The organism is Marinomonas mediterranea MMB-1, from assembly GCF_000192865.1.
GTDB lineage: Bacteria > Pseudomonadota > Gammaproteobacteria > Pseudomonadales > Marinomonadaceae > Marinomonas > Marinomonas mediterranea.
The window spans coordinates 3,498,104-3,522,107 of the sequence record NC_015276.1 but is presented as its reverse complement, the minus strand read 5'-3'; the positions used below and the strand labels follow the sequence as shown (position 1 = coordinate 3,522,107).

At 44.6% G+C, this 24,004-nt stretch carries 20 protein-coding genes, 2 tRNA genes and 2 rRNA genes; 22 read left to right on the top strand and 2 right to left on the bottom strand.

What is annotated here, in order from left to right:
• Position 1 precedes the first annotated feature (1 nt).
• The 11 genes from ccmB to MARME_RS16080 all read left to right on the top strand — a co-directional run bounded on the left by ccmB (position 2) and on the right by MARME_RS16080 (position 9,684).
• The gene (gene ccmB / locus MARME_RS16125) at positions 2-664 is read left to right on the top strand and encodes a heme exporter protein CcmB (RefSeq protein ID WP_013662321.1); all 663 of its coding nucleotides are present in this window, start codon (positions 2-4) and stop codon (positions 662-664) included.
• Positions 664-1,407, top strand: a complete 744-nt coding sequence (locus MARME_RS16120; RefSeq protein WP_013662320.1) for a heme ABC transporter permease — start codon at positions 664-666, stop codon at positions 1,405-1,407. Before ccmB ends, MARME_RS16120 begins: the two co-directional genes overlap by 1 nt.
• Positions 1,397-1,621 carry a heme exporter protein CcmD gene (ccmD, locus tag MARME_RS21930; RefSeq protein ID WP_083799804.1) on the top strand — a complete coding sequence of 75 codons (225 nt, stop codon included), beginning with the start codon at positions 1,397-1,399 and terminating at the stop codon, positions 1,619-1,621. Before MARME_RS16120 ends, ccmD begins: the two co-directional genes overlap by 11 nt.
• On the top strand, positions 1,605-2,066 hold the full coding sequence (gene ccmE / locus MARME_RS16115) for a cytochrome c maturation protein CcmE (protein WP_041648848.1): 462 nt from the start codon (positions 1,605-1,607) through the stop codon (positions 2,064-2,066). Before ccmD ends, ccmE begins: the two co-directional genes overlap by 17 nt.
• Before the next feature lie 66 nt (positions 2,067-2,132).
• The gene (locus MARME_RS16110) at positions 2,133-4,073 is read left to right on the top strand and encodes a heme lyase CcmF/NrfE family subunit (RefSeq protein WP_013662319.1); all 1,941 of its coding nucleotides are present in this window, start codon (positions 2,133-2,135) and stop codon (positions 4,071-4,073) included.
• Positions 4,070-4,579, top strand: a complete 510-nt coding sequence (locus MARME_RS16105; RefSeq protein ID WP_013662318.1) for a DsbE family thiol:disulfide interchange protein — start codon at positions 4,070-4,072, stop codon at positions 4,577-4,579. The genes MARME_RS16110 and MARME_RS16105 overlap by 4 nt, the downstream gene beginning before the upstream one ends.
• A 22-nt stretch (positions 4,580-4,601) precedes the next feature.
• Positions 4,602-5,030, top strand: coding sequence for a cytochrome c-type biogenesis protein (locus tag MARME_RS16100; protein WP_013662317.1), 429 nt, complete (start codon positions 4,602-4,604; stop codon positions 5,028-5,030).
• The gene (locus MARME_RS16095; protein ID WP_013662316.1) at positions 5,027-6,139 is read left to right on the top strand and encodes a tetratricopeptide repeat protein; all 1,113 of its coding nucleotides are present in this window, start codon (positions 5,027-5,029) and stop codon (positions 6,137-6,139) included. Before MARME_RS16100 ends, MARME_RS16095 begins: the two co-directional genes overlap by 4 nt.
• A gap of 64 nt (positions 6,140-6,203) precedes the next feature.
• Positions 6,204-7,259 carry a cell division protein ZipA gene (zipA, locus tag MARME_RS16090; RefSeq protein ID WP_013662315.1) on the top strand — a complete coding sequence of 352 codons (1,056 nt, stop codon included), beginning with the start codon at positions 6,204-6,206 and terminating at the stop codon, positions 7,257-7,259.
• 146 nt (positions 7,260-7,405) lie between these two features.
• On the top strand, positions 7,406-9,448 hold the full coding sequence (gene ligA / locus MARME_RS16085) for an NAD-dependent DNA ligase LigA (RefSeq protein ID WP_013662314.1): 2,043 nt from the start codon (positions 7,406-7,408) through the stop codon (positions 9,446-9,448).
• Positions 9,449-9,450: 2 nt separating this feature from the next.
• The gene (locus MARME_RS16080; protein WP_013662313.1) at positions 9,451-9,684 is read left to right on the top strand and encodes a YheU family protein; all 234 of its coding nucleotides are present in this window, start codon (positions 9,451-9,453) and stop codon (positions 9,682-9,684) included.
• A 112-nt stretch (positions 9,685-9,796) separates the two neighbouring features.
• Here the strand turns inward: MARME_RS16080 and luxS are convergent, their stop codons facing one another.
• Together luxS and yjeH are read right to left on the bottom strand one after the other, a co-directional pair.
• Positions 9,797-10,309: an S-ribosylhomocysteine lyase gene (gene luxS, locus MARME_RS16075; RefSeq protein ID WP_013662312.1), complete on the bottom strand. Its 513-nt coding sequence runs from the start codon at positions 10,307-10,309 to the stop codon at positions 9,797-9,799.
• Positions 10,310-10,393: 84 nt separating this feature from the next.
• The gene (gene yjeH / locus MARME_RS16070) at positions 10,394-11,668 is read right to left on the bottom strand and encodes an L-methionine/branched-chain amino acid transporter (RefSeq protein ID WP_013662311.1); all 1,275 of its coding nucleotides are present in this window, start codon (positions 11,666-11,668) and stop codon (positions 10,394-10,396) included.
• A 160-nt stretch (positions 11,669-11,828) separates the two neighbouring features.
• Here yjeH and MARME_RS16065 point away from each other — a divergent pair, with 160 nt between their 5' ends.
• From MARME_RS16065 to MARME_RS16015, 11 genes are all read left to right on the top strand, one after another.
• The gene (locus tag MARME_RS16065) at positions 11,829-12,260 is read left to right on the top strand and encodes an Lrp/AsnC family transcriptional regulator (protein ID WP_013662310.1); all 432 of its coding nucleotides are present in this window, start codon (positions 11,829-11,831) and stop codon (positions 12,258-12,260) included.
• A 128-nt stretch (positions 12,261-12,388) separates the two neighbouring features.
• On the top strand, positions 12,389-14,083 hold the full coding sequence (locus MARME_RS16060) for a chloride channel protein (RefSeq protein WP_148231044.1): 1,695 nt from the start codon (positions 12,389-12,391) through the stop codon (positions 14,081-14,083).
• Entirely contained in the window at positions 14,070-14,492 is a 423-nt protein-coding gene (gene hemJ, locus MARME_RS16055) for a protoporphyrinogen oxidase HemJ (RefSeq protein WP_013662308.1), read from the top strand. Before MARME_RS16060 ends, hemJ begins: the two co-directional genes overlap by 14 nt.
• A 23-nt stretch (positions 14,493-14,515) precedes the next feature.
• Complete coding sequence (hemL, locus tag MARME_RS16050) at positions 14,516-15,799, top strand: glutamate-1-semialdehyde 2,1-aminomutase (protein WP_013662307.1); 1,284 nt, start codon at positions 14,516-14,518, stop codon at positions 15,797-15,799.
• A 124-nt stretch (positions 15,800-15,923) separates the two neighbouring features.
• Positions 15,924-16,814: a CDP-diacylglycerol--serine O-phosphatidyltransferase gene (gene pssA, locus MARME_RS16045; RefSeq protein WP_013662306.1), complete on the top strand. Its 891-nt coding sequence runs from the start codon at positions 15,924-15,926 to the stop codon at positions 16,812-16,814.
• Positions 16,815-16,915: 101 nt separating this feature from the next.
• Positions 16,916-17,908, top strand: a complete 993-nt coding sequence (gene msrP / locus MARME_RS16040; RefSeq protein WP_013662305.1) for a protein-methionine-sulfoxide reductase catalytic subunit MsrP — start codon at positions 16,916-16,918, stop codon at positions 17,906-17,908.
• Positions 17,908-18,555, top strand: coding sequence for a protein-methionine-sulfoxide reductase heme-binding subunit MsrQ (locus tag MARME_RS16035; RefSeq protein WP_013662304.1), 648 nt, complete (start codon positions 17,908-17,910; stop codon positions 18,553-18,555). Before msrP ends, MARME_RS16035 begins: the two co-directional genes overlap by 1 nt.
• 256 nt (positions 18,556-18,811) lie before the next feature.
• A 16S ribosomal RNA gene (locus MARME_RS16030) occupies positions 18,812-20,350 on the top strand.
• 72 nt (positions 20,351-20,422) lie between these two features.
• A tRNA-Ile gene (locus MARME_RS16025) sits at positions 20,423-20,499 on the top strand.
• Between the two features lie 129 nt (positions 20,500-20,628).
• Positions 20,629-20,704 (top strand) — tRNA-Ala (locus MARME_RS16020).
• 338 nt (positions 20,705-21,042) lie between these two features.
• Positions 21,043-23,929: ribosomal RNA gene (locus MARME_RS16015) — 23S ribosomal RNA — on the top strand.
• Together the 16S and 23S rRNA genes with 2 tRNA genes alongside form the textbook arrangement of a ribosomal RNA operon.
• Positions 23,930-24,004: the final 75 nt, after the last annotated feature.

Genomic DNA, 24,004 nt, shown 5'->3' with positions numbered 1-24,004 from the left:
CATGACTTACTTTTCGGTTCTTCAGGCAGAATGTCGTTTAGCGTTGCGACGCAAGCAAGATATAGCAAATTCACTTTTGTTTTTTGTGGTCGTCATTATGTTGTTTCCAATTGGTGTGTCCGCCTCGCCGTCCTTTTTAGCGCCGGCTTCGTCAGGGATTATTTGGTGTGCGGCGTGTCTTGCTTCTATGTTGGCGTTGGATGGGATTTTTAGAGAAGACCTTTCTGATGGGTCTATCGATCAGTGGCGTATTAATGGGTTAATGGTTGCATTTGTGGTGTTAGGCAAAGTATTAATTCGTTGGGTTACCTTTATTGTTCCTTTGCTTGTTTTAGTACCATTTTGTGGCTTTGCCTTGTCGTTACCGCCATCGTTAATGCTTGATACTATCTTTAGTCTTTTGGTTGGAACGCCTACATTGTTCTTATTAGCGGCAATTGGTGCGTCCGTTACTGCGACGCTAAGAAACGGTGCGGTATTAATGATTTTGATCGTTGTCCCTCTTTATTTACCTGTTTTAATTTTTTCAACTGGATATGTGAAAGCATCGGATTTAGGCGTGCCTGGTAATGGGCAAATTGCTTTATTACTTGCGTTTCTTTTGGTTACGTTAGTGTTGTCTCCTTTCTTTTGTTCTGTATCTTTAAAAGCGAGTGCTGAATAATGAATTGGTCATGGTTTCATCGGCTTGCTGCACCAAAGAGCTTTTATTATTTCTCTAAGCGTTGGGAAGTGTTTTTCCTTTGTTTTGGGGCACTGCTGCTTATTGTTGGAGTGGTGTGGGGGCTTGCCTTTGCTCCGCAGGACTATCTTCAAGGCAACAGTTTCCGCATTATCTATATCCATGTTCCAGCCGCTATCGTTGCTCAAGGTTTTTATGTCGCGATGGGCGTTGCCGCTTTTATTCAGATTGTTTGGCGCATGAAATTAGCGCCTGTTGCTGTTCAAGCATTTGCGCCGGTCGGTGCTTTAATGGCTGCGCTAGCACTAATAACGGGGTCTATTTGGGGCCGACCAACATGGGGAACATGGTGGGAGTGGGATGCGCGGATCACCTCAGTACTTATTCTGTTTATTATGTACCTAGGAATTATTGCGATACACAATACTTACAATGATCGTAAGCTATCAGATAAACTGAGTGCCGTCGTTGCGTTGGTGGGGTTAATCAACCTTCCGATCATTAAGTACTCGGTCGATTGGTGGAATACCTTGCATCAGCCTGCGACGTTCTCGTTAACTGAAAAACCGAAAATGCCTGTGGAAATGTGGCTTCCATTGCTCTTCACCGTTATTGGTTTGTACCTTGTTTCAATTGGTATTGCGTTTATTCGTATGCAGACATACATCTTGGAACGAGAAAAGAAAACTCGGTGGGTTGAAAGTGAGATGACAAATGACTTTTGATTCGTTTGAAAGCTTCTTAAAAATGGGAACTCATGGCGTGTATGTGTGGTCTAGCTATGGGGTATTTCTTGTTTCGCTATTCGCGTTGTATTTTTATACTGTACGAGATCGAGTTAAGAAGAAGCGGCGCCTTCGAAAACGGCTCAAATCTCTTTCTAAATCTAAAACTCAACCTTCTTCATCAAGTGATTCGTTTAATGCACCCAGAACGTAAAAAGAGAGCCATTGTGCTTGTGATTATATTGATACTTGCGGGTGCTGTGGTCGGGTTAGTGGCGTATGCCCTTAGGCAAAATATCAATTTGTTTTACTCTCCGACTCAAATCGCTGTTGGAGAGGCACCGTTGGACTCGACGATAAGAGCGGGTGGAATGGTAAAACTAGGGTCCGTGGTAAGAGATCAGAAAACGCTCGAAGTCACGTTCCTGATAACAGATTACGCTCATAGCGTGCAGGTTATATACGATGGCATTTTGCCGGATTTATTTCGAGAAGGGCAAGGCATTGTTGCGCGTGGGAAGCTAACCGAAGCGGGTAACTTCATGGCTGAAGAAGTGCTGGCAAAGCATGATGAAAACTATATGCCACCTGAAGTATCTGATGCGTTGAATGTCGCCAAGAAAAGCGCGCAAATTGATCGTATAAACCAGAGTGAATAGCCCAATGAAGGTATTTTTAATAGAACAGTCAAGGCAGTGTTTTGTGCTTAATTGGGAAAATAATCAATGATTCCTGAGTTAGCGCATTTTAGCTTGATGCTTGCGACATGCTTCGCGGCATTGGGTTTTGTCGTGCCCTTAGTGGGTTTATATAAACGAGACTCGTTGCTTGTTAGGTTTTCGTTGCCGCTAACCTACCTTGTGGGGGCGGCAGTGCTGATTGCTTTTGTTGGACTTTGTTATTCCTTTTCTGTGGATGACTTTAGTGTTCTTTATGTGGCGGATAATTCCAGTCGATCATTGCCTTTTGGGTTCAAAATTAGTGCGGTATGGGGTGGTCACGAAGGTTCGTTATTACTTTGGGGGCTCATACTATCGGGTTGGAGTTGCTGTGTAGCGTATCGAAGCCGGCATCTTCGAGAAGACGTAAGAGGGATTGTCTTAGCGGTACTGAGCTTGATTTCTTTAGGCTTTTTGTCTTTTCTGCTATTTACCTCGTCGCCTTTTATTCGATTGCTTCCCAATGTACCTCAAAGTGGAGGCGACCTTAATCCACTTTTGCAAGACTTTGGTTTGATCATTCATCCGCCGATGCTGTATATGGGCTATGTAGGATTTGCTGTCCCGTTTGCGTTTGCCATTGCTGCCTTAGTGACGGGGGAGATGAATGCACAATGGGCTCGTTGGGTTCGACCTTGGGTAAACTTTGCGTGGGCTTTTTTAACGGTCGGTATTGCACTTGGAAGCTGGTGGGCATATTACGAGTTAGGCTGGGGCGGTTGGTGGTTTTGGGATCCAGTAGAAAATGCGTCGTTTATGCCATGGCTTGCGGGGACAGCGCTCATACATTCGTTAGCGGCGTCAGAGAAAAGAGGGGTATTTAAAAGCTGGACTCTGCTGTTAGCAATTTTCACCTTCGGTCTGTCTTTTCTCGGCACATTTCTTGTTCGCTCTGGGGTACTCACATCCGTACATGCCTTTGCGTCGGATCCTTCGAGAGGCGCTTATATCTTAACGATGTTGTTGCTGATTGTTGGTGGTGGGATGCTGCTATTTGCATTGCGTGCTTCCACTTTACGAACGGAGTCATTTTTTGAGTTTTCAGGCAAAGAGAGTTGGCTACTTCTTAATAATATCTTGCTGACAACGTTAACACTGATTGTTTTGGTCGGAACGCTTTCACCTTTAGTGTTGGAGTCAATGGGAATGGGGCGCGTATCCGTCGGCCCTCCTTATTTTAATGCCGTATTTAACCCGATTGCTTGTGCGCTTATTTTCTTGATAGGTATTGGGCCTATTTCTAGATGGCAAGCAACGAGTCCTTTGTACCTGTTACGCGTTAGCTGGTTTCCATTTGTTTTAGCGGTTGCTATCGCGTCATTTTGTTTTCAATTTCTTGTGTTTGATCTGTTTGCCTTTTTAGCGTTTTCGATAGCGCTTTGGGTGGTGATTATGACAATAAGAGATTTGATAGGTAAGGTTATCGTTAAAGATATCAACGTGTTTGAACGAATGCGACGGCTTCCTATGAGCCTCTATGGAATGCACGTGGCTCATCTCGGCGTTGCAATCAGTTTAATTGGCGTGATCCTTGTTAGCCTTAATTCAGAGGAACGTTTTGTTCGTTGGCATATTGGGGAATCGGTCGATGTAAAGCAATACCAGTTTATGTTGATGGATGTCGGTGTTAAGCGGGGAGCAAACTATATTGCCCAAGAGGCGGTCTTTCAAGTATCAGACAATAATGTCGCATTAGGGGAGATGATTCCCGAAAAACGTTATTATCAAACGCGCGGACAAGTGATGACAGAAGCAGCATTGTCGCCTGGTTTTACCCGTGATTTGTACATCGCACTTGGTGAAAAGTACGATGATGATTCATGGAGTGTAAAAATTTATGTGAAATCTTTTGTTCGTTGGATATGGTTAGGCGCACTTGTCATGATGCTGGGTGGCATACTCGCTGCGCTTGATAAACGATTTAAACACCGTGGAGTAGCTGTGTGAAAAAAGCCCTTTTTTTTATTCCGTTTTTAGTGCTAATTTTTTTAGGAAGTTTCTTTTATTTTAACCTAGACAATAATCATGAGCAGATGCCATCTGCTTTAATTGGCAAGGCTGCTCCTGAATTTAAATTGATTGATTTAGAAACGAATGAGGTTATGACTCAGGATCAGTTACCGAAAGGCCCATACTTAATCAATGTATGGGGAACATGGTGCCCAGCGTGCGCACAAGAGCACGAGTATTTGATGACGCTTGCCGAGCGCGGTGTGAACATTGTCGGTGTCGACTATAAAGATGAAATGAAACCTGCGCTGGCGTGGTTAGAGCAACGAGGGAACCCATATAGCACAGTGATCTTTGATGAAATGGGGAGCTTAGGAGTTGATCTTGGTGTCACTGGGGCTCCTGAAACCTTTGTTGTGAACCGCGACGGTGTCATCGTTTACCGTCATCAAGGTGTTGTGAATGAAGATGTATGGCAATCCTTAAAGACTTTCGTCGAATAACGGCTGAAAAAGAGAGCAACGTATGGTCGTTCGGTTAGCCTTTCTTATTACTTGGTTTGTCTGTCTAGGCAGTTCGTCAATGAATATCGCTTGGGCAGAATCAATTCATCAGTTTGAGTCGCCACTAGAACAAGCGCGTTATGAACAGCTGACGCAAGTGTTGAGGTGTCCAAAGTGTCAAAACCAAAGTTTATCGGATTCAGATTCTGCGATAGCGTCTGATTTACGAGATGAAGTATATCGGATGATTACGTTAGGGAAGTCGGATAACCAAGTTAAAGAATATATGGTTGCCCGTTATGGAGAGTTTGTTTTGTATGAGCCTGTTTTTGAACCACATACCTTCTTTCTATGGTTTGCTCCTTTTGGCTTCTTATTAATTGGCGTCATCGTATTTGTGCTGGTGCTGCGAGCTCAACGAAAACAAAGACAGCAACAGGAGGAAGTGTGACGTTAACCCTTTCTATTGTTTGTTTATTGCTTACTTCTGTTTTAACACTGGTTTGGTTTGTTTCTCGAACTATGGCAGCAGAGCGTATGGATGTACCGGAAAACCAATTGAGTAATGAACTGTCAGGGTTGTCTCGAAGCAAAAGGCTGATGAGAATGGCCGTATTTGGTGGCTCGATAATATTTATCGTCCTTTCAAGTACAGTGCTTTATAAAAAACTGGGCTATCAGGAAGATGTGTCATTTGTTTCTGCGCTACGTAGTGGGTTGGTCGACTCAAACCTGAGTACCGAGTATTTAGTCTATCGATCTAAGCGTTATGACCATTATAGTGATTGGTACTATTTAGCCGACCATTACCTGGCTAATGGTCAATACCGTTTGGCGAATTCGGCCTACAAAAATGCACTTGAACGTATGCCTAACGACAGTGCAATGAACGACAAAACTCGAATATTAAACGGAAATGCCGAAGCACTTTTTATGCTTTCGAATAACAAGGTCACGCCGGATTTAGTTAGCCTCGTTGAGCGAACTCTGGTACTTGATCCAGAAAACTCTTCCGCTCTAGGCTTTGCTGGTGTTATTGCTTATAACAAAGGTGAGTTTAATCGCGCATTCTTAAACTGGGGAAATGCCTTTCGTTTCAGTCCATCCGCTCAGGAGCGTTGGACTTTACTGCAAACAATGCGTCGAGCCCAGACGATGATAGAGACTGATCCAATCTCAGTCGCTCAGTTTCAATCAAATAAGAGTGCTGGCGCTACGTTAGCGACGATATCTAATGTAATTTATTTAACCTTAGCCATTCCTGATGATGCTAATATAGCGTCAGGAGCAGAATTTCTGGTGTACGCTAAAGTAGACAGTGTGCCTTATCCAATTTGTGTTCAAAAAGTGGCGTTACCCGATGCGTTAGGAACGATCCTTTTAACAAATATGGACTTTATGATAGAGGGGAAAACATTGGCGGATTTTAGTAAGGTTGATATATTGGTTCGAATGTCCACACAAGGTGGTCAAGAGCTTGCAAATGGACGCATTGTCGGCGAATTATTAGGCGTTCCAACCAATGCTCAAAAGATTTTTGAAGTGAATGTCGTCTTATAATTGAAACAGAACGACGTTCGTCTGATAATACCCACAATTTTATTGATTTAATTCGGAATTTGTAATGGATTTTAGCTTGCGCGAGTGGCTAATTTTAGTAGGTGTCGTGATTATTATCGTGATACTTGTTGATGGATACCGTCGGTATCGAAAAAACCAACTGGCTTTAAATAGTAGCGAATACGAAGACGACGATGAGTTTGTCGATCCTGAACGGGCCTTAAAAGAAGCGGTAATGAAACGTGAGCTGCCAAATGGTGGTGCTCGTCCAGTATCGTCATCTAGGGAGGCGCCAGACCCTATTGCGAATGCGTTTGAAAATGCACGCAAGACCAGCAGTGCCCCGTTAACGGAAATGCCTCATAAAGTCGATGCTGGTCCGCAAATAGAGCGAGACGACGATATTCGTTTGGATGAATTAGAGTCCTTAGTACCTGAGCGCTTTGACGCCTCGGAAGCAACATCAGCGGATCAAGATTATTCAGAGCCTGCTCCTCAGTCAATTGACGAAGACTATGATGACGTGTTGCTAGACCCTACGTCTGAGCTTACAGAGGATAGATACGACGATGACGTCAATGATCCAGAAGACTATGAGCGTAATTATTCTTCTGTTGATGTTGATCAAGTCACACCTCAAGGGGAGCTTGAAGAACATGACGAGCATGATGATGAAGCCGAAATAGAAGAGGTCATTGTCATCAATGTCTTCGCGCCTGAAGACAATCCATTTGCTGGGATGGAGTTGCTTCAACTCGTTATAAACTGCGGTATGCGTTATGGTGAGATGGATATCTTTCATCGTCATGAAGAAGGTTTCGATCGTGGGCGTGTTCAATTCAGCATGGCAAATGCGATTGAGCCAGGCACATTTGATCTAGATTCAATGGGCGAAACAACGTCGCCTGGCGTTAGCTTTTTCATGGGGTTACCGGGGCCGAAGAACAGCATGAAGGCTTTCGACTTTATGCTGGAAACCTCGCAAACTCTAGTACGGAATCTTGGTGGAGAGTTAAGAGACGATCGCCGCAGTCCGATGAGTGAACAAACCATTGCTCATTGTCGACAGCGGATTCGCGATTTTGAACGACGTAAACTTACCAGACAAAAAAATACGTAGCTCTTATGCAGTAACTATGTAGCACTAATGTTGCTAAAGACATTTAGACAAAGGCCCCTAGGGGCCTTCTCTATTTGTAAAGATATGAAATATAAAGATATGAAATATAAAGATATGAAATATAAAGATATTAAAGAAAGTACATTATGACCGATGCCCAAACCCCAAGTTTAGAATACGTGAAGACACTGGTTTCTCAGTTAAATGACTATAGTTATTCGTATCATGTAAAAGACGATCCAAAAGTACCTGATTCGGAATACGATCGGTTATACAAAGCGTTGCAGTTGATTGAACTCAAAAATCCACAATGGATTCAGCCAGATTCTCCAACTCAACGTGTCGGGGAAAAGCCAGACACAGGCTTTGCTAATGTTGAACATACGGTGGCTATGTTGTCTTTGGACAACGCTTTCGATGATGATTCCATGTTGGAGTTTAATGAGCGTGTTAAAAAGCTCTTAAATGAGTCCGCCGATATCGAGTTTTGCTGTGAACCGAAGCTTGACGGGCTGGCGATTAGTTTGCGATACGAGGACGGTGTACTTGTACGAGGTGTTACTCGCGGTGATGGCCTTTCGGGCGAGGACATAACCTCTAACATACGTACTATTCATACGGTTCCTCTTAAATTACGTACTGATACGCCGCCACCGGTAGTGGAAGTTCGTGGTGAAATCTACATGCCAAAAGAGGGGTTCGAAGTACTCAATGCGCTTGCAAAGCAAAAAGATGAAAAGCTGTTTGTAAACCCTCGAAATGCGGCTGCAGGTAGTTTACGTCAACTAGACCCTAAAATAACCGCATCTCGTCCGCTTGTTCTATGTGCTTATTCAATCGGATTTAGTGAAGGTTGGACTCAGCCTCAGAGTCATTATGATGGACTGATTCAACTTGGTGATTGGGGCTTTAAGATCAATGACCGTATGGAGCGCGTAACAGGTATTCAAGGGTGCCTATCATATTACGAAAAGTTGAACCAAGATCGCCCCGCGTTAACCTATGACATCGATGGTATTGTTTACAAAGTAGATAGTATTGCCAAGCAACAGGAGCTTGGTTTTATTGCAAGAGCGCCACGATGGGCAATTGCACGCAAATTTCCCGCTCAAGAAGAAATAACCCAAATTAAAGGTATTGACTTTCAAGTGGGGCGAACAGGGGCGATCACCCCCGTTGCTCGACTTGAGCCGGTTTTTGTCGGTGGTGTTACCGTTTCAAATGCGACGTTACACAACAAAGATGAAATCGCTCGTCTTGGGGTTCGGGTTAATGACTGGGTTATTATCCGTCGTGCAGGTGATGTCATCCCCCAAGTTGTTCAAGTGGTATTGGAAAAACGTCCTGAAGGTACTGTTTCGGTGGAATATCCAGATTCTTGTCCGGTTTGTGGTTCTCATACCGAGCAGGTTGAAGGGGAGGCGGTTATACGTTGTGCTGGTGGGTTGGTTTGCAATGCGCAATTAAAGGAAAGTCTAAAGCATTTTGTGTCTCGTAAAGCCATGGATATTGACGGTTTAGGGGATAAACTGATTGAGCAGCTTGTAGACAACAAGCTCGTACAAACGCCAGCTGATATCTATAAATTGCATGAAAAAGAAGCGCGCCTTCTTGATCTTGAAAGGATGGGAGACAAGTCAGTCGATAAATTGCTTACCTCGATTGATGCGTCAAAAAACACCTTGTTCAATCGATTTATCTACGCATTGGGTATTCGTGAAGTGGGTGAGGCGACCGCGAAGGCATTGACTAAGCATTACAAAGCCTTGGATGCTTTGATTCAAGCAGATCAAGAGTCCCTTATCCAAGTGTCTGATGTTGGTCCTATTGTAGCTCAGCATGTACAGCGATTTTTTGAGCAAGAGCAGAATATCGTCGTTATAAATGAGCTAATTGAATTAGGCATACAATGGGATGCGCCAGCAGAAGCTGCAGGTGAAAGTGAGCAACCACTTCTCGGAAAAACATATGTTGTAACCGGGACGTTAAACGAGTTCACAAGAGAGGAAATCAAAGAAAAGCTACAGCAGCTTGGAGCAAAAGTCAGTGGTTCGGTATCAGGCAAAACGGACTGTTTAGTGGCGGGTGAAAAGGCGGGTTCTAAGCTGGCTAAGGCTCAATCTCTTAATGTCCCTGTTCTAGACGAACAAGGGATTATCGCTTTCTTAAAAGAACAGGGAGCAATTTAGTTATGGATACTATAGTGCCTTGGGAGTCTCTAGAAGTGGACACGCTGAATAATGTATTAAAAGATATTGTGACGCGTGACGGTACCGATTACGGTGACTATGAGTTGTCTGCGGAGCAAAAAATAGCCCAAGCAAAGCACTCGCTTCAAAGTGGGGAGGCTGTCTTGTTGTTTGATACAGAAAGTGAAACGATCAAGATGGTTTTGAAAGATCAGCTGTCGTATTTTGACTACTAAGTACAAGTAGTTGAACTGAAACGTGAATAAAAAGAGCCGCCAAACTTAAGCTTATAATGTTAAGTTTGGCGGCTCTTTCAGCTACCACTAGTGATAGTAATATCGACTGCTATTAGCTGTGTTCTTTGAGGAACTCTTCGCTCAAGTAAAGCTCTTTGTTGCTATTGACCTGTACATCACGGTCTAGAATGTTTTTAGCAATTTCTTGAGCTTCTCCCAATGAATGCATTTCATAAGTACCACATTGGTATTCGTTTAACTCTGGAATATCGCCTTTGTTTTTTACTTTTAAAACGTCTTCCATCGCTGCTTTCCAAGACGCTGCAACAGTTTCTTCAGTAGGCGTACCGACTAGACTCATGTAAAAACCAGTACGACAGCCCATTGGCGAAATGTCGATAATTTCTACAGAATCACTATTTAAGTGATCACGCATAAAACCAGCAAACAAGTGCTCTAGAGTATGTATGCCTTTTTCGGACAGAATCTCTTCGTTTGGTACGCAAAAACGAAGATCAAATACGGTAATCGTGTCGCCTTTTGGGGTTGCCATAGACTTGGCGACTCGAACGGCCGGAGCGTGCATGCGAGTGTGGTCTACACGAAAGCTATCTAAAAGAGGCATAATTTTTTCCTATCATTCTTTAAACATTATGGTACGAGGTTTAGAAGAGGTATACGTTGCTTCGTTAAACTCGGACTGATGATATTATTGTACATGAATTTCAGCGCTTGGAACGGCGCTTTTCTTTTCTTTATAAAGCTCGATTGAAAATGCGAGTACGAGCGCTGCAATAGCGAATAAAAATTGCTCTCCCGTCAGGTAAATAACGACTATGCACGATAAGCATCCTAAATAGGCGGCGATTTTCGTATTGCCAGTAAGCAGGCGAGTTGCCGTTATACAGGTCAGTGTATAAATCAGAACGAACGCGCCGTTTGTCATTTCTACGAGGATGTCGATTGACCACCCAGAGAAGTGAGTGAAAATAATAGAGACAAGGCAGACTAAGCTCACCAGCAATACGGCGCGTCTAGGCGCGCCATTATCTGATAGAGTTGAAAATACAGCCGGAAGCGCGCCATTTTTAGCCATACTTTGAATCATTCGCGAAAAGCCAAGAATATAAGCGCCTACATTTACAAAAACAATGATGAAGGCAATAAAGGCGAATGCTCGTTTGCTTTGCTCACCAAAGACGACCCCAACAAGGAGAGCCAGTGATTGGCTGTTGGTTATGTCATCTCCGTAGGTGTCGTATTGAGCAATAAGAAGCACCACCGTTAGATACAGCAGGACGACAATCGTGATTCCTCCAAGTAATGCAATGGGAAAGTCTCGTTTTGGTTTTTTAAATTCTGCTCCCATATGAGCCATTACTTCAATGCCTAAAAAACACCAAAAGACGGTTCCGATAGACAACAGTGTTGTATCTATTTCTGACGTGGTTTGAGGGAGTGTGAGATTGCCTACGCTACCCTTTACGTTCCCTTTTAGCGCGAGAGCAACCACACAAAGTGTTAAAACAGCGACAATCATGATTTGTATCTTTGAAGAACTACTAACGCCGAGGAGTCCATAGCAACACAGTAATAAGAGCGTTAGGAGTGAGAAGTGCAGCAAATAGGATTCGCTTAGCCCTAATGAGACCAAAAGATATGCAGCGGCGATCTTGATTGCAACAGCGGGCCCTACCAATAAAATACTTAGGAATATCCAGCCAACACTTTTCTCAGCGACAGGTCCGAAATGTTGACCGATATAATGTGACGCACCGCCCGCAGAGGGAAAGTGACTGCCAAGCGAAGCAAATACAAAGGCGATGGGAAGGGCAAGGATCACGGTTGCTATCCAGGCGTACATTGCAAAGTCGCCCGCTTTTGTGACCGAAAGTGCAGGCAAGAACATAAGGCCGGCCCCCACAAAGGTCGTCACCGTCATCGCAATACCTTGTATTGGCCCTAAAGATCTCTGGTATTCCATTGAATTAATCCTGATAATTGGTTGTAAACAAAGAATAATTACTTTTTAGAGTCATTGAACTGACAAAGTGTCGTTTTGTACCGTCATTTTCATGGAATCTTTTACAGATTGCTGTTCTTGTTGGGGTTTGACTGAAAAATGAAGTGAGCATTTAATATATATGCAACTAGATAAATACGATCAAAAGCTTATTGCGCTTTTAGTAGAAGAGGCGCGACAATCTGTCACCGAGCTCAGCAAGCGTGTAAACTTGTCTCGGTCTGCTGTAACTGAAAGGATAAAGCGGTTAGAAGATAAGGGCGTTATTACGGGGTATCATGCATCGATAAATCATGATGCTGAACACGCGGTAATGGCTTATTTTTCATTGACCTTTCGGCCTTTGTCTTGCGACCTGATTCAGCCTTACGTAGAACAAATTCCAGAAGTAAAATTAGCACACTCTATTAGTGGTGATGTTGATATGATTTTATTGGTTGAATCACCGAGCATGACTCGCTTGAATGAAATCCGTATTGAAATTGATAGTTGGCCTAATATTAATAAAGTGCTTACTCATATGTGTTTAGCAACTCGCCTTGACCGAAAATAAATACGCTTAGACCTAAATAGAAGCCAAGAAAATGTTTAATAGACGTATAACCTTTAAAGGAGAGCGGCCTGAGAAACTTTAATTTCACCTTGAAATGGCGAGGGAGCCAAAATCAGAGTCAAGGTTTATTGTTATTATCCGTTCTCGCTATTTTGTCCGGGCTTGTCAGTGGACTGGTGATGATTAGCCTTGTGTCATTGGTTCATTTTGCTTCTAGCTTTATTATTCCTGGTCATCCCGAAAATTACGAAGCACTTTCCGTTATCGAGCGTCTTGTTATCCCCAGTACTGCCTGCCTTCTGATCGGGGTGTTCTGGTGCTTGCTTCCGTCTAAAGTACAAAAAGTAGGTATTCCTTATGTCGTAGAACGACTCAATTACCATCAAGGGAATCTGCCCTTAGCGAATGCGCTTGCTCAGTTTATCGGTGCATTTATTGGTTTGGTAGGTGGTCTTTCTATCGGTAAAGAAGGGCCCGCCGCACACATAGGTGCGACGTTTGGTAGCCAATTAGGGCAGAAGTTTCGGCTTTCTCATGCAAATGTTGAGGTGTTACTGGCATGTGGTGTGACGGGAGCGATTGCGGCGGCGTTTCAAACGCCTTTAGCAGCAGTATTGTTTACATTTGAAGTTATTTTTATACGTTACAGTATGACGCAAGTGCTTCCTGTTCTTTTGTCTGCGGTGACAGCTACTGTTTTAAGTCAGTGGATATTAGGACGCTTTGAGTGGTTTGATGTTGTGGCGATGGATGTGCCAAACTTTGATTTGTCCCTTTCAATAGTGTGTCTTGTGCTTGTTGGCTTGATCGTTATTTTATCGAGTTTATTTTTTCAGATACAAAAGTGGTTATGGCGTTTTGCTGGTTTATCCATATGGCTTCGTTTCTCCTGTGTGGCGTTGATCACCGCTATTGTTGGAAGTGTTTTCCCACAAGTATTAGGTGGCGGGTACGACACGATTAACTTGGTTTTTTCTGGACAAGTTATTGCGACGTCTCTTATTTTAATCGCTTTCCTAAAAATGTTTCTCACGGCCACCTCGATTGGCTTAGGTATTCCGGGTGGTATGATTGGGCCTACTTTTTCAATTGGCGGGTTGATGGGGCTTCAAGTCTCGGTTTGGTTTGATACAGGTTTACCCATCCCGATTGAAACGGCTTTGTTTGTATTGTTAGGAATGGCTTCAATGATGGCCGCGTGTTTTCAGGCGCCATTGGCGGCATTGTTAGCTATGCTAGAAATGACTCATACATCGGAAGTTATTTTCCCCGCGATGTTTGTTATCGTGCTTTCGTGCTTGATAACGAAACTGATTTTTAGGCAAGATTCTGTTTTTGTTGAACGCTTAAATTATCTTGGGCTCTCTTCTGTATTGAACCCTATCGAACGTCAGCTTCGTTCCCACACCATTGAGCCCGTGGCTGATCCCGCAATATCGGTTTCAAATGTTGCAAAATTCGAGCAAATAAAAGATTTTGCTTCAAATATGATAGACTACGTTTACGTATGCAAAGGTGGACAATGGTATGAAATTTCCGTATCTGAATTGCTTACTAAAATGTCGTTGCTAGAGTACGGGCCACAACCATGGTTAAAGCCATTAGGGGGCGAGCTTGGCTTGTGTACAGACGAGATGCTTATTTCGCCGATAATCGAAGTTGAAGAAATGGAATCGCTTATAAAGTTGCTTTCAATATTTAAAGAGACGTCTGCGAACAAGTTACTAATAAACCTAAAAAAGTCGGATCAACTCTGTGTGGTTACTCGACAAAGGTTAGATGAATTTTTTCTAAAGGAAACATCTCGGAATGTTGTGGATTAAAGCCTTTCATATCGTCGCTATTGTCTGCTGGTTTGCAGCACTGTTTTACCTACCTCGACTATTTGTCTATCACGCGAGTGCAACGGATAGAGAAAGTATCGAACGTTTTAAAATCATGGAAAGAAAACTCTATCGCGGTATTATGACGCCCTCTGCAATTGCGAGCGTTGTATTAGGTGTATGGTTGATGAGTTACGCAACGGAATACTATATGTCTTCGGGTTGGTTTCATGCCAAGTTGACGCTGGTTTTACTGTTACTTGGTTATCATCACGCGTGTGGCCGATTACTTAAGAAATTTGCACAAGATAAGAACACACGCAGTCATGTATTTTTTCGATGGTTTAACGAATTTCCCGTGTTAGTTTTAGTGGGGATTTGTATTCTTGTCGTTGTTAAACCTTTTTAATTTTATTGATGGATTTGAAACAGATGAGTCGTTCTGAAACCTTATATGCACGTGCCCAAAAACACATTCCTGGTGGCGTAAACTCTCCAGTAAGAGCGTTTAATGGTGTGGGCGGCACCCCCGTATTTTTTCAAAAAGGCGATGGCGCGTACATTTTTGATGAGGATAAGAAACGTTACATAGACTATGTTGGTTCATGGGGGCCAATGATTCTTGGTCATTCTCATCCAAGTGTCATTAACGCTGTGCGCGATCAGCTTGATTCAGGGTTGAGCTTTGGTGCTCCCACGGAAGTTGAAATCGACATGGCTGAAAAGGTATGTGAAATTGTACCGTCTATGGACATGGTTCGTATGGTTAACTCGGGAACCGAGGCGACTATGAGCGCAATTCGTCTTGCCCGTGGTTATACCGGACGAGACAAAATTGTTAAGTTTGAAGGCTGCTATCATGGCCATTCAGATTCGCTGTTAGTAAAAGCAGGTTCTGGTGCATTAACGCTAGGTGTTCCAAACTCGCCAGGTGTGCCCGCTGATCTTGCGCAGCATACCGTAACGTTACAGTTTAACGATATTGAAGGCGTAAAGCGTTGTTTCAAAGAAATTGGTAGTGAGGTGGCTTGTGTAATCGTAGAACCTGTAGCAGGTAATATGAATTGCATTCCTCCAATTCAAGGTTTTCTAGAAACGCTACGAGAAGTGTGCACTGAGTCAGGAGCCGTATTGATCTTTGATGAAGTGATGACTGGTTTTCGCGTTGCATTAGGTGGGGCGCAAGAGCGTTTTGGCATTACTCCTGATCTTACTACTATGGGAAAAGTCATTGGTGCCGGTATGCCAGTAGGGGCGTTCGGCGGAAAGAAAGAGATCATGGAACATATCTCTCCTTTAGGGCCGGTATATCAGGCAGGCACATTATCAGGAAATCCAGTCGCTATGATCGCGGGGCTGACAGTGTTGAACCAAATTACGGAACCCGGTTTTTATGCGTCGCTTGAACAGAAAGCGCAAAAGCTGATGGATGGCATTAAGCAGGCAGCAAACGAGATTGGTGTTTCGGTTTCTACGGTTGTTGTTGGTAGCATGTTTGGCTTATTTTTTACAGAAGCTGATAGAGTAACGACGTTTGCAGAAGTACAAAAATGCGATGTCGAAAAATTCAAAAAGTTCTTCCATTATATGTTGGAAGAAGGGGTCTATCTTGCGCCGTCTGCCTATGAAGCGGGTTTTATGTCCGCAGCTCATTCGGAAGAAGATATTCAATACTCAATCGAAGCGGCAAAACGATCGTTCGCTAAGCTGGTATAACTCGGTTTATTGAATTTGATTCGTGGTTATAAAGAGTTTGTCTAAGCAGCAAAGCTTAGGCCTCTGTTATTGCACTGCTTTTAGCTTGATTGGAAATTGACCGAAATAGGAATGAACTATCATTATGTCGATTGAAGACACACAAATGAAAGATACAGATATTAAAAATACAGAACCTGAAATGTCTAATGTCAATACTGAAAATGTAAGCTCTGATAAATTGAGCGCTGCGGCTGTAGGTTCTAGCGCCAACGACTCTAAACCCGAGGAGTCGAATGCAGAAAGTGTAAGTGAAGCAAAAGAGAAGGTGACTAAACAACCTCATAAAGGGGTATATTTACTGCCTAACTTGTTTACAACAGGAGCCCTTTTTTCGGGGTTCTATTCGATTATTGCTGCTATGAATGGCGAATTTAGCAATGCCGCGATTGCCATTTTTATCTCAATGATACTTGATGGGCTTGATGGGCGCGTTGCTAGGTTGACTAGAACACAAAGTGCATTTGGCGCAGAATACGACTCGCTTGCTGATATGGTGTCATTCGGTATTGCCCCAGCGTTAGTTGCATTTACTTGGTCATTGGCTCCGTTGGGGAAAGTGGGTTGGATTGCCGCATTTATTTACGCTGTCGGAGCTGCGCTTCGTCTGGCGCGCTTCAATACCATGTTAGGCGTGGAAGAGAAGCGTTACTTTACGGGGTTGCCTAGCCCGGCTGCCGCGGCGATTGTTGCTGGTGTAATTTGGGCCGCGACTGAAAAAGGCCTATCTGGGGCTGATATTGCTAGTTGGATGGCGATGCTTGTGCCGATCACAGGTCTTTTAATGGTTAGTAATGTCAAATACCGTAGCTTTAAAGACCTAAATCTTAAGGGGCGTGTGCCATTTGTTGTGTTGCTAATTTCAGTACTTGTTTTGATCTTAGTAGCACTTGAACCTGCGATTGTTCTTATGGGCGTCTTCTGTCTATATGGCCTTTGGGGAATAGGCGGGATATTTTTTAAAGCACTTCGGTAATATTTCTGGAAGTAAGCCGACTAAACTAATAGAGAGTGTAGTCGGTTGGAACTTCTTCAGCATGACGCACTCTACTCGTTTATTACTTGCAGGGGCGCGTCATGCAAATCAAAATTGCAAAACCATCGGACTGTCACGAAAGCACGGTCACTCCAAAGTCTGTCTATCTTAATCGTCGTCAATTTATGCAGGCTGGCTTAGCGAGCGGAGCGGCGCTTTCTTTTCCTGTGAATGCGATTGCCAGTGTTCAAAACGGGAATCCTCTACTTCCGCCTGAATCATTAAAACCCTCGTTTGCTTCTATCATTGAGACGCCTTTTGGTAAAACTGAAACCTCTGCGCCTTTCGAAACCGCAACAACGTATAACAACTTTTATGAGTTTGGTTATGGCAAAGGGGATCCGGAAAAGAATGCCGAGTCGCTAAAACCTTATCCTTGGAAAATAACTATAGAAGGTGAGGCGGATATCACAGGTGCTTTTGATCTTGAAGACTTAATTAAAGACAACCAGTTAGAAGAACGTATTTATCGCCTTAGGTGTGTCGAGGCATGGTCTATGGTTGTGCCTTGGGTGGGGATTCCACTAGGAGCGCTATTAAAGAAATTTAAGCCGAATTCAAAAGCCAAATACGTATATTTCGAAACCCTTTATGATCCTTCACAAATGCCAGCTCAAAATGGAAATTCTTTAGACTGGCCGTATCGTGAAGGGTTACGAATTGACGAGGCCATGAACTCCTTGTCTTTATTAGCGGTAGGTATGTATGGAAGTATTCTACCAAATCAAAATGGAGCGCCCGTAAGATTAGTCGTACCTTGGAAGTACGGGTTTAAAAGTATTAAATCCATTGTCACTATTCGCTTCGTTGAGCAGATGCCCCAAACCACATGGAGTATGTTAGCGCCAAATGAGTATGGATTTTATGCCAATGTGAATCCGGGGGTGGATCATCCGCGCTGGTCTCAGAAACAAGAGCGTCGATTACCGGGAGGCTTACTTTTTCCAAATGTTATCGATACGCAGATGTTTAATGGTTATAAAGAAGAAGTCGCTTCGTTATACAGCAATATGAATTTAACTAGGTTCTACTAATGAAAGTAAGGGCTTTTGATCATCCCTATAAAAAGTATGCATTTGTACTTTTTAGTTTACCAATGGGCTGGGTGCTTGTTTCTTTGTTTAGTGGACGTTACTTCCCTGATCCAGCTGAGCCGGTAATGACGCTAACGGGAATTTGGGCTGTTGTGTTTTTGGTACTTACTTTGTTGATGACGCCTTTAGCTAAGATCTCAAAAATGAAGTGGATGAACCGCTTTAGACGTTTTATTGGTCTTACAGTATTTTGGTATAGCTCAATGCACCTTCTTGCTTATTTAATGCTGCATGCTGGTTTTAGCTGGCTTTGGATTAAAGAGGACCTATTAAAGCGGCCTTACATCTATGTGGGGTTTGTAGCTACGGTCATTCTCCTTGTGTTGGCTTTAACGAGCTTTAAGTTTGCAATAAAGAAACTGCGTAAACATTGGAAGCCTCTACATCAACTTGTTTATCTTGCTGGCGTGTTGGTTCTTCTGCATCTTTGGTGGCAGGTTAAAAGTGATGTAAGTGTTGCTATGTACAGTTCTCTAGCGCTGATACCTATACTCTTACAGCGTCTCAATGCAGCTTATTTCAAGCGCTATCTAAATAAAATTAAAAAAACTGAAAAAAGGACTTGCACTAAATCTGTAGATCCTTAATATACGCCCTCGCTGACACGGACAACCACTCAGAACAACGAGTGAGACACTAAGAGGAACACTTCTTAGGATTGCCAAGTCAGCACGCTCTTTAAAATAGATAATCAGATAATTTGTGTGGGCGCTCGCTGGAGACTTCTAAAAAATTAAAGTCTTTGATGAGTGAACACGTCAATTCGCTTTACGGTCTTTCAACTTAGGTTGGAAGACAAATAGTTAAAGTCAGACGTTATTCATGAGTTAGAGCAAATTCTTTTAACTGAAGAGTTTGATCATGGCTCAGATTGAACGCTGGCGGCAGGCTTAACACATGCAAGTCGAGCGGAAACGATGATAGCTTGCTATCAGGCGTCGAGCGGCGGACGGGTGAGTAACGCGTAGGAATCTGCCTAGTAGAGGGGGACAACATGTGGAAACGCATGCTAATACCGCATACGCCCTTTTGGGGAAAGGAGGGGATCTTCGGACCTTCCGCTATTAGATGAGCCTGCGTGAGATTAGCTAGTTGGTGGGGTAAAGGCCTACCAAGGCGACGATCTCTAGCTGGTCTGAGAGGATGATCAGCCACACTGGGACTGAGACACGGCCCAGACTCCTACGGGAGGCAGCAGTGGGGAATATTGGACAATGGGGGCAACCCTGATCCAGCCATGCCGCGTGTGTGAAGAAGGCCTTAGGGTTGTAAAGCACTTTCAGAAGTGAGGAAGGGTGCTTGATTAATACTCAAGTACTTTGACGTTAGCTTCAGAAGAAGCACCGGCTAACTCTGTGCCAGCAGCCGCGGTAATACAGAGGGTGCAAGCGTTAATCGGAATTACTGGGCGTAAAGCGCGCGTAGGTGGTTTGTTAAGTCAGATGTGAAAGCCCAGGGCTCAACCTTGGAATTGCACCTGATACTGGCAGGCTAGAGTACGGTAGAGGGATGTGGAATTTCCTGTGTAGCGGTGAAATGCGTAGATATAGGAAGGAACATCAGTGGCGAAGGCGACATCCTGGACTGATACTGACACTGAGGTGCGAAAGCGTGGGGAGCAAACAGGATTAGATACCCTGGTAGTCCACGCCGTAAACGATGTCTACTAGCCGTTGGTCGATTTTAGATTAGTGGCGCAGCTAACGCGATAAGTAGACCGCCTGGGGAGTACGGCCGCAAGGTTAAAACTCAAATGAATTGACGGGGGCCCGCACAAGCGGTGGAGCATGTGGTTTAATTCGAAGCAACGCGAAGAACCTTACCTACTCTTGACATCCAGAGAACTTAGCAGAGATGCTTTGGTGCCTTCGGGAACTCTGAGACAGGTGCTGCATGGCTGTCGTCAGCTCGTGTTGTGAAATGTTGGGTTAAGTCCCGTAACGAGCGCAACCCTTATCCTTATTTGCTAGCAGGTGATGCTGAGAACTCTAAGGAGACTGCCGGTGACAAACCGGAGGAAGGTGGGGACGACGTCAAGTCATCATGGCCCTTACGAGTAGGGCTACACACGTGCTACAATGGCGCATACAGAGGGCGGCGAACTTGCGAAAGTAAGCAAATCCCAAAAAGTGCGTCGTAGTCCGGATTGGAGTCTGCAACTCGACTCCATGAAGTCGGAATCGCTAGTAATCGTGGATCAGAATGCCACGGTGAATACGTTCCCGGGCCTTGTACACACCGCCCGTCACACCATGGGAGTTGATTGCTCCAGAAGTAGCTAGCTTAACCTTAGGGATGGCGGTTACCACGGAGTGGTCAATGACTGGGGTGAAGTCGTAACAAGGTAGCCCTAGGGGAACCTGGGGCTGGATCACCTCCTTAAACGATAAGAAGCTCTGGTGAGCGTTCACACAAATTATCTGATATCTGTGTTAGTGAGTGTTGTAAATTTTTGGGTCTATAGCTCAGTTGGTTAGAGCGCACCCCTGATAAGGGTGAGGTCGGCCGTTCAAATCGGCCTAGACCCACCAAAAAATCCTTATAGCGTCGTTATGAAGTTAGCTCGCATAGAAAACTATGCTTCACAACTTCAAGCCTTGTTCTAAGCCTTTTGGTATTGAATTATAAGATTTTCGTTTTATAATTCTGCAGCGATATATGGGGCTATAGCTCAGCTGGGAGAGCGCCTGCTTTGCACGCAGGAGGTCTGCGGTTCGATCCCGCATAGCTCCACCACTTCTTCTAAGTGGTGATCGGAATACAACACATATATATAAAACCCTAAGCAAGATGCTAAGCCAGTTGGTTGTTTTAATTAACATCATCAGCTGAGGCTTCTTAGTCTCTGACTTAGTGTTTTTAAGCACTAAACTTGCTCTTTAACAATATGACTTTTTGAAATAGACGATAATCAAGCGTCAAACCGGTGGATTGATATTCGGATCTCTTAATTCCTTCTGAGATTTGAGTAAACAATCTAACAATCGTAAATCCAAAGAGGTACAAAAGCTCTTTGGTATGTAGTTCAATGTTTCTGATTCAGTATTACTGAATGAGATCATTTTGGGTTATATGGTCAAGTGACCAAGCGTGCACGGTGGATGCCTTGGCAGTCAGAGGCGATGAAGGACGTGGTAATCTGCGATAAGCTTGGGGGAGTCGATAAACAGACTTTGATCCCAAGATTTCCGAATGGGGAAACCCACCCGCTTGCGGGTATCGTAACGTGAATACATAGCGTTACGAGGCGAACGAGGGGAACTGAAACATCTAAGTACCCTTAGGAAAAGAAATCAATTGAGATTCCCTTAGTAGCGGCGAGCGAAAGGGGATTAGCCCTTAAGTTGATTTGGTGTTAGTAGAAGACTCTGGAAAGGGTCGCCATAGTGGGTGATAGCCCCGTATACGAAAATGCCTTATCAATGAAATCGAGTAAGACGGGACACGTGATATCCTGTTTGAATATGGGGGGACCATCCTCCAAGGCTAAATACTCCTGACTGACCGATAGTGAACCAGTACCGTGAGGGAAAGGCGAAAAGAACCCCAGTGAGGGGAGTGAAATAGATCCTGAAACCGTGTACGTACAAGCAGTGGGAGCCGACTTAGTTCGGTGACTGCGTACCTTTTGTATAATGGGTCAACGACTTATTTTCAGTAGCAAGGTTAAGCATGTAGTGGAGCCGTAGGGAAACCGAGTCTTAATAGGGCGTTTAGTTGCTGGGAATAGACCCGAAACCGGGCGATCTATCCATGAGCAGGTTGAAGGTTGAGTAACATCAACTGGAGGACCGAACTCACACACGTTGAAAAGTTTGGAGATGACTTGTGGATAGGAGTGAAAGGCTAATCAAGCCCGGAGATAGCTGGTTCTCCTCGAAAGCTATTTAGGTAGCGCCTCGCGTATTGCCGTTGGGGGTAGAGCACTGTTTGGGCTAGGGGGTCATCCCGACTTACCAACCCCATGCAAACTCCGAATACCAATGAGTATGAGCGCGGGAGACACACGGCGGGTGCTAACGTCCGTCGTGGAAAGGGAAACAACCCAGACCGTCAGCTAAGGTCCCAAAGTTACAGTTAAGTGGGAAACGATGTGGGAAGGCTTAGACAGCTAGGAGGTTGGCTTAGAAGCAGCCACCCTTTAAAGAAAGCGTAATAGCTCACTAGTCGAGTCGGCCTGCGCGGAAGATATAACGGGGCTAAACTGTACACCGAAGCTACGGATACTAGTTTACTAGTATGGTAGAGGAGCGTTCTGTAAGCCGTTGAAGGTCAAGCTGTAAGGCAGGCTGGAGGTATCAGAAGTGCGAATGTTGACATGAGTAACGATAAAGGGGGTGAAAAACCCCCTCGCCGGAAGACCAAGGGTTCCTGTCCCATGTTAATCAGGGCAGGGTGAGTCGGCCCCTAAGGCGAGGCTGAAAAGCGTAGTCGATGGGAAACAGGTTAATATTCCTGTACCGATGTATATTGCGATGGAGAGACGGAGAAGGCTAGGCCAGCGCGGCGATGGTTGTCCGCGTTTAAGGTTGTAGGCTGAGGGTTTAGGTAAATCCGGACCCTCTTAAGGCTGAGAATTGATGACGAACCCTCTTTTGGGTGAAGTGGTTGATGCCATGCTTCCAGGAAAAACTTCTAAGCTTCAGATATACATAGACCGTACCCCAAACCGACACAGGTGGTCAGGTAGAGAATACCAAGGCGCTTGAGAGAACTCGGGTGAAGGAACTAGGCAAAATGGCACCGTAACTTCGGGAGAAGGTGCGCCGGTTAGGGTGATGAGACTTGCTCTCTAAGCTTTGATCGGTCGAAGATACCAGGTGGCTGCGACTGTTTATTAAAAACACAGCACTCTGCAAACACGAAAGTGGACGTATAGGGTGTGACGCCTGCCCGGTGCTTGAAGGTTAATTGATGGGGTTAGCGTAAGCGAAGCTCTTGATCGAAGCCCAAGTAAACGGCGGCCGTAACTATAACGGTCCTAAGGTAGCGAAATTCCTTGTCGGGTAAGTTCCGACCTGCACGAATGGCGTAACGATGGCCACACTGTCTCCACCCGAGACTCAGTGAAATTGAAATCGCAGTGAAGATGCTGTGTATCCGCGGCTAGACGGAAAGACCCCGTGAACCTTTACTATAGCTTCACAGTGAACTTTGAACCTACTTGTGTAGGATAGGTGGGAGGCTTTGAAACTTGGACGCCAGTTCAAGCGGAGCCAATCTTGAAATACCACCCTGGTATGTTTGAGGTTCTAACTCAGGTCCCTTATCGGGATCGAGGACACTGTGTGGTGGGTAGTTTGACTGGGGCGGTCTCCTCCCAAAGAGTAACGGAGGAGCACGAAGGTGCGCTCAGCATGGTCGGAAATCATGCATAGAGTGTAAAGGCAAAAGCGCGCTTAACTGCGAGACAGACACGTCGAGCAGGTACGAAAGTAGGTCTTAGTGATCCGGTGGTTCTGTATGGAAGGGCCATCGCTCAACGGATAAAAGGTACTCCGGGGATAACAGGCTGATACCGCCCAAGAGTTCACATCGACGGCGGTGTTTGGCACCTCGATGTCGGCTCATCACATCCTGGGGCTGAAGCCGGTCCCAAGGGTATGGCTGTTCGCCATTTAAAGTGGTACGCGAGCTGGGTTTAGAACGTCGTGAGACAGTTCGGTCCCTATCTGCCGTGGACGTTTGAGATTTGAGAGGAGCTGCTCCTAGTACGAGAGGACCGGAGTGGACGAACCTCTGGTGTTCCGGTTGTCACGCCAGTGGCATTGCCGGGTAGCTATGTTCGGACGGGATAACCGCTGAAAGCATCTAAGCGGGAAGCCTCCCTCAAGATGAGATCTCACTGGAACTTTAAGTTCCCTAAAGAGCCGTTCGAGACTAGGACGTTGATAGGTTGGGTGTGTAAGGGTTGTGAGGCCTTGAGCTAACCAATACTAATTGCTCGTGAGGCTTGACCATATAACACCAAAGTGGTTTTGAGAAAGACTGCGAAGTGCATATGAATTTACGACGCTCTTGATGAGAGAGTGGGTT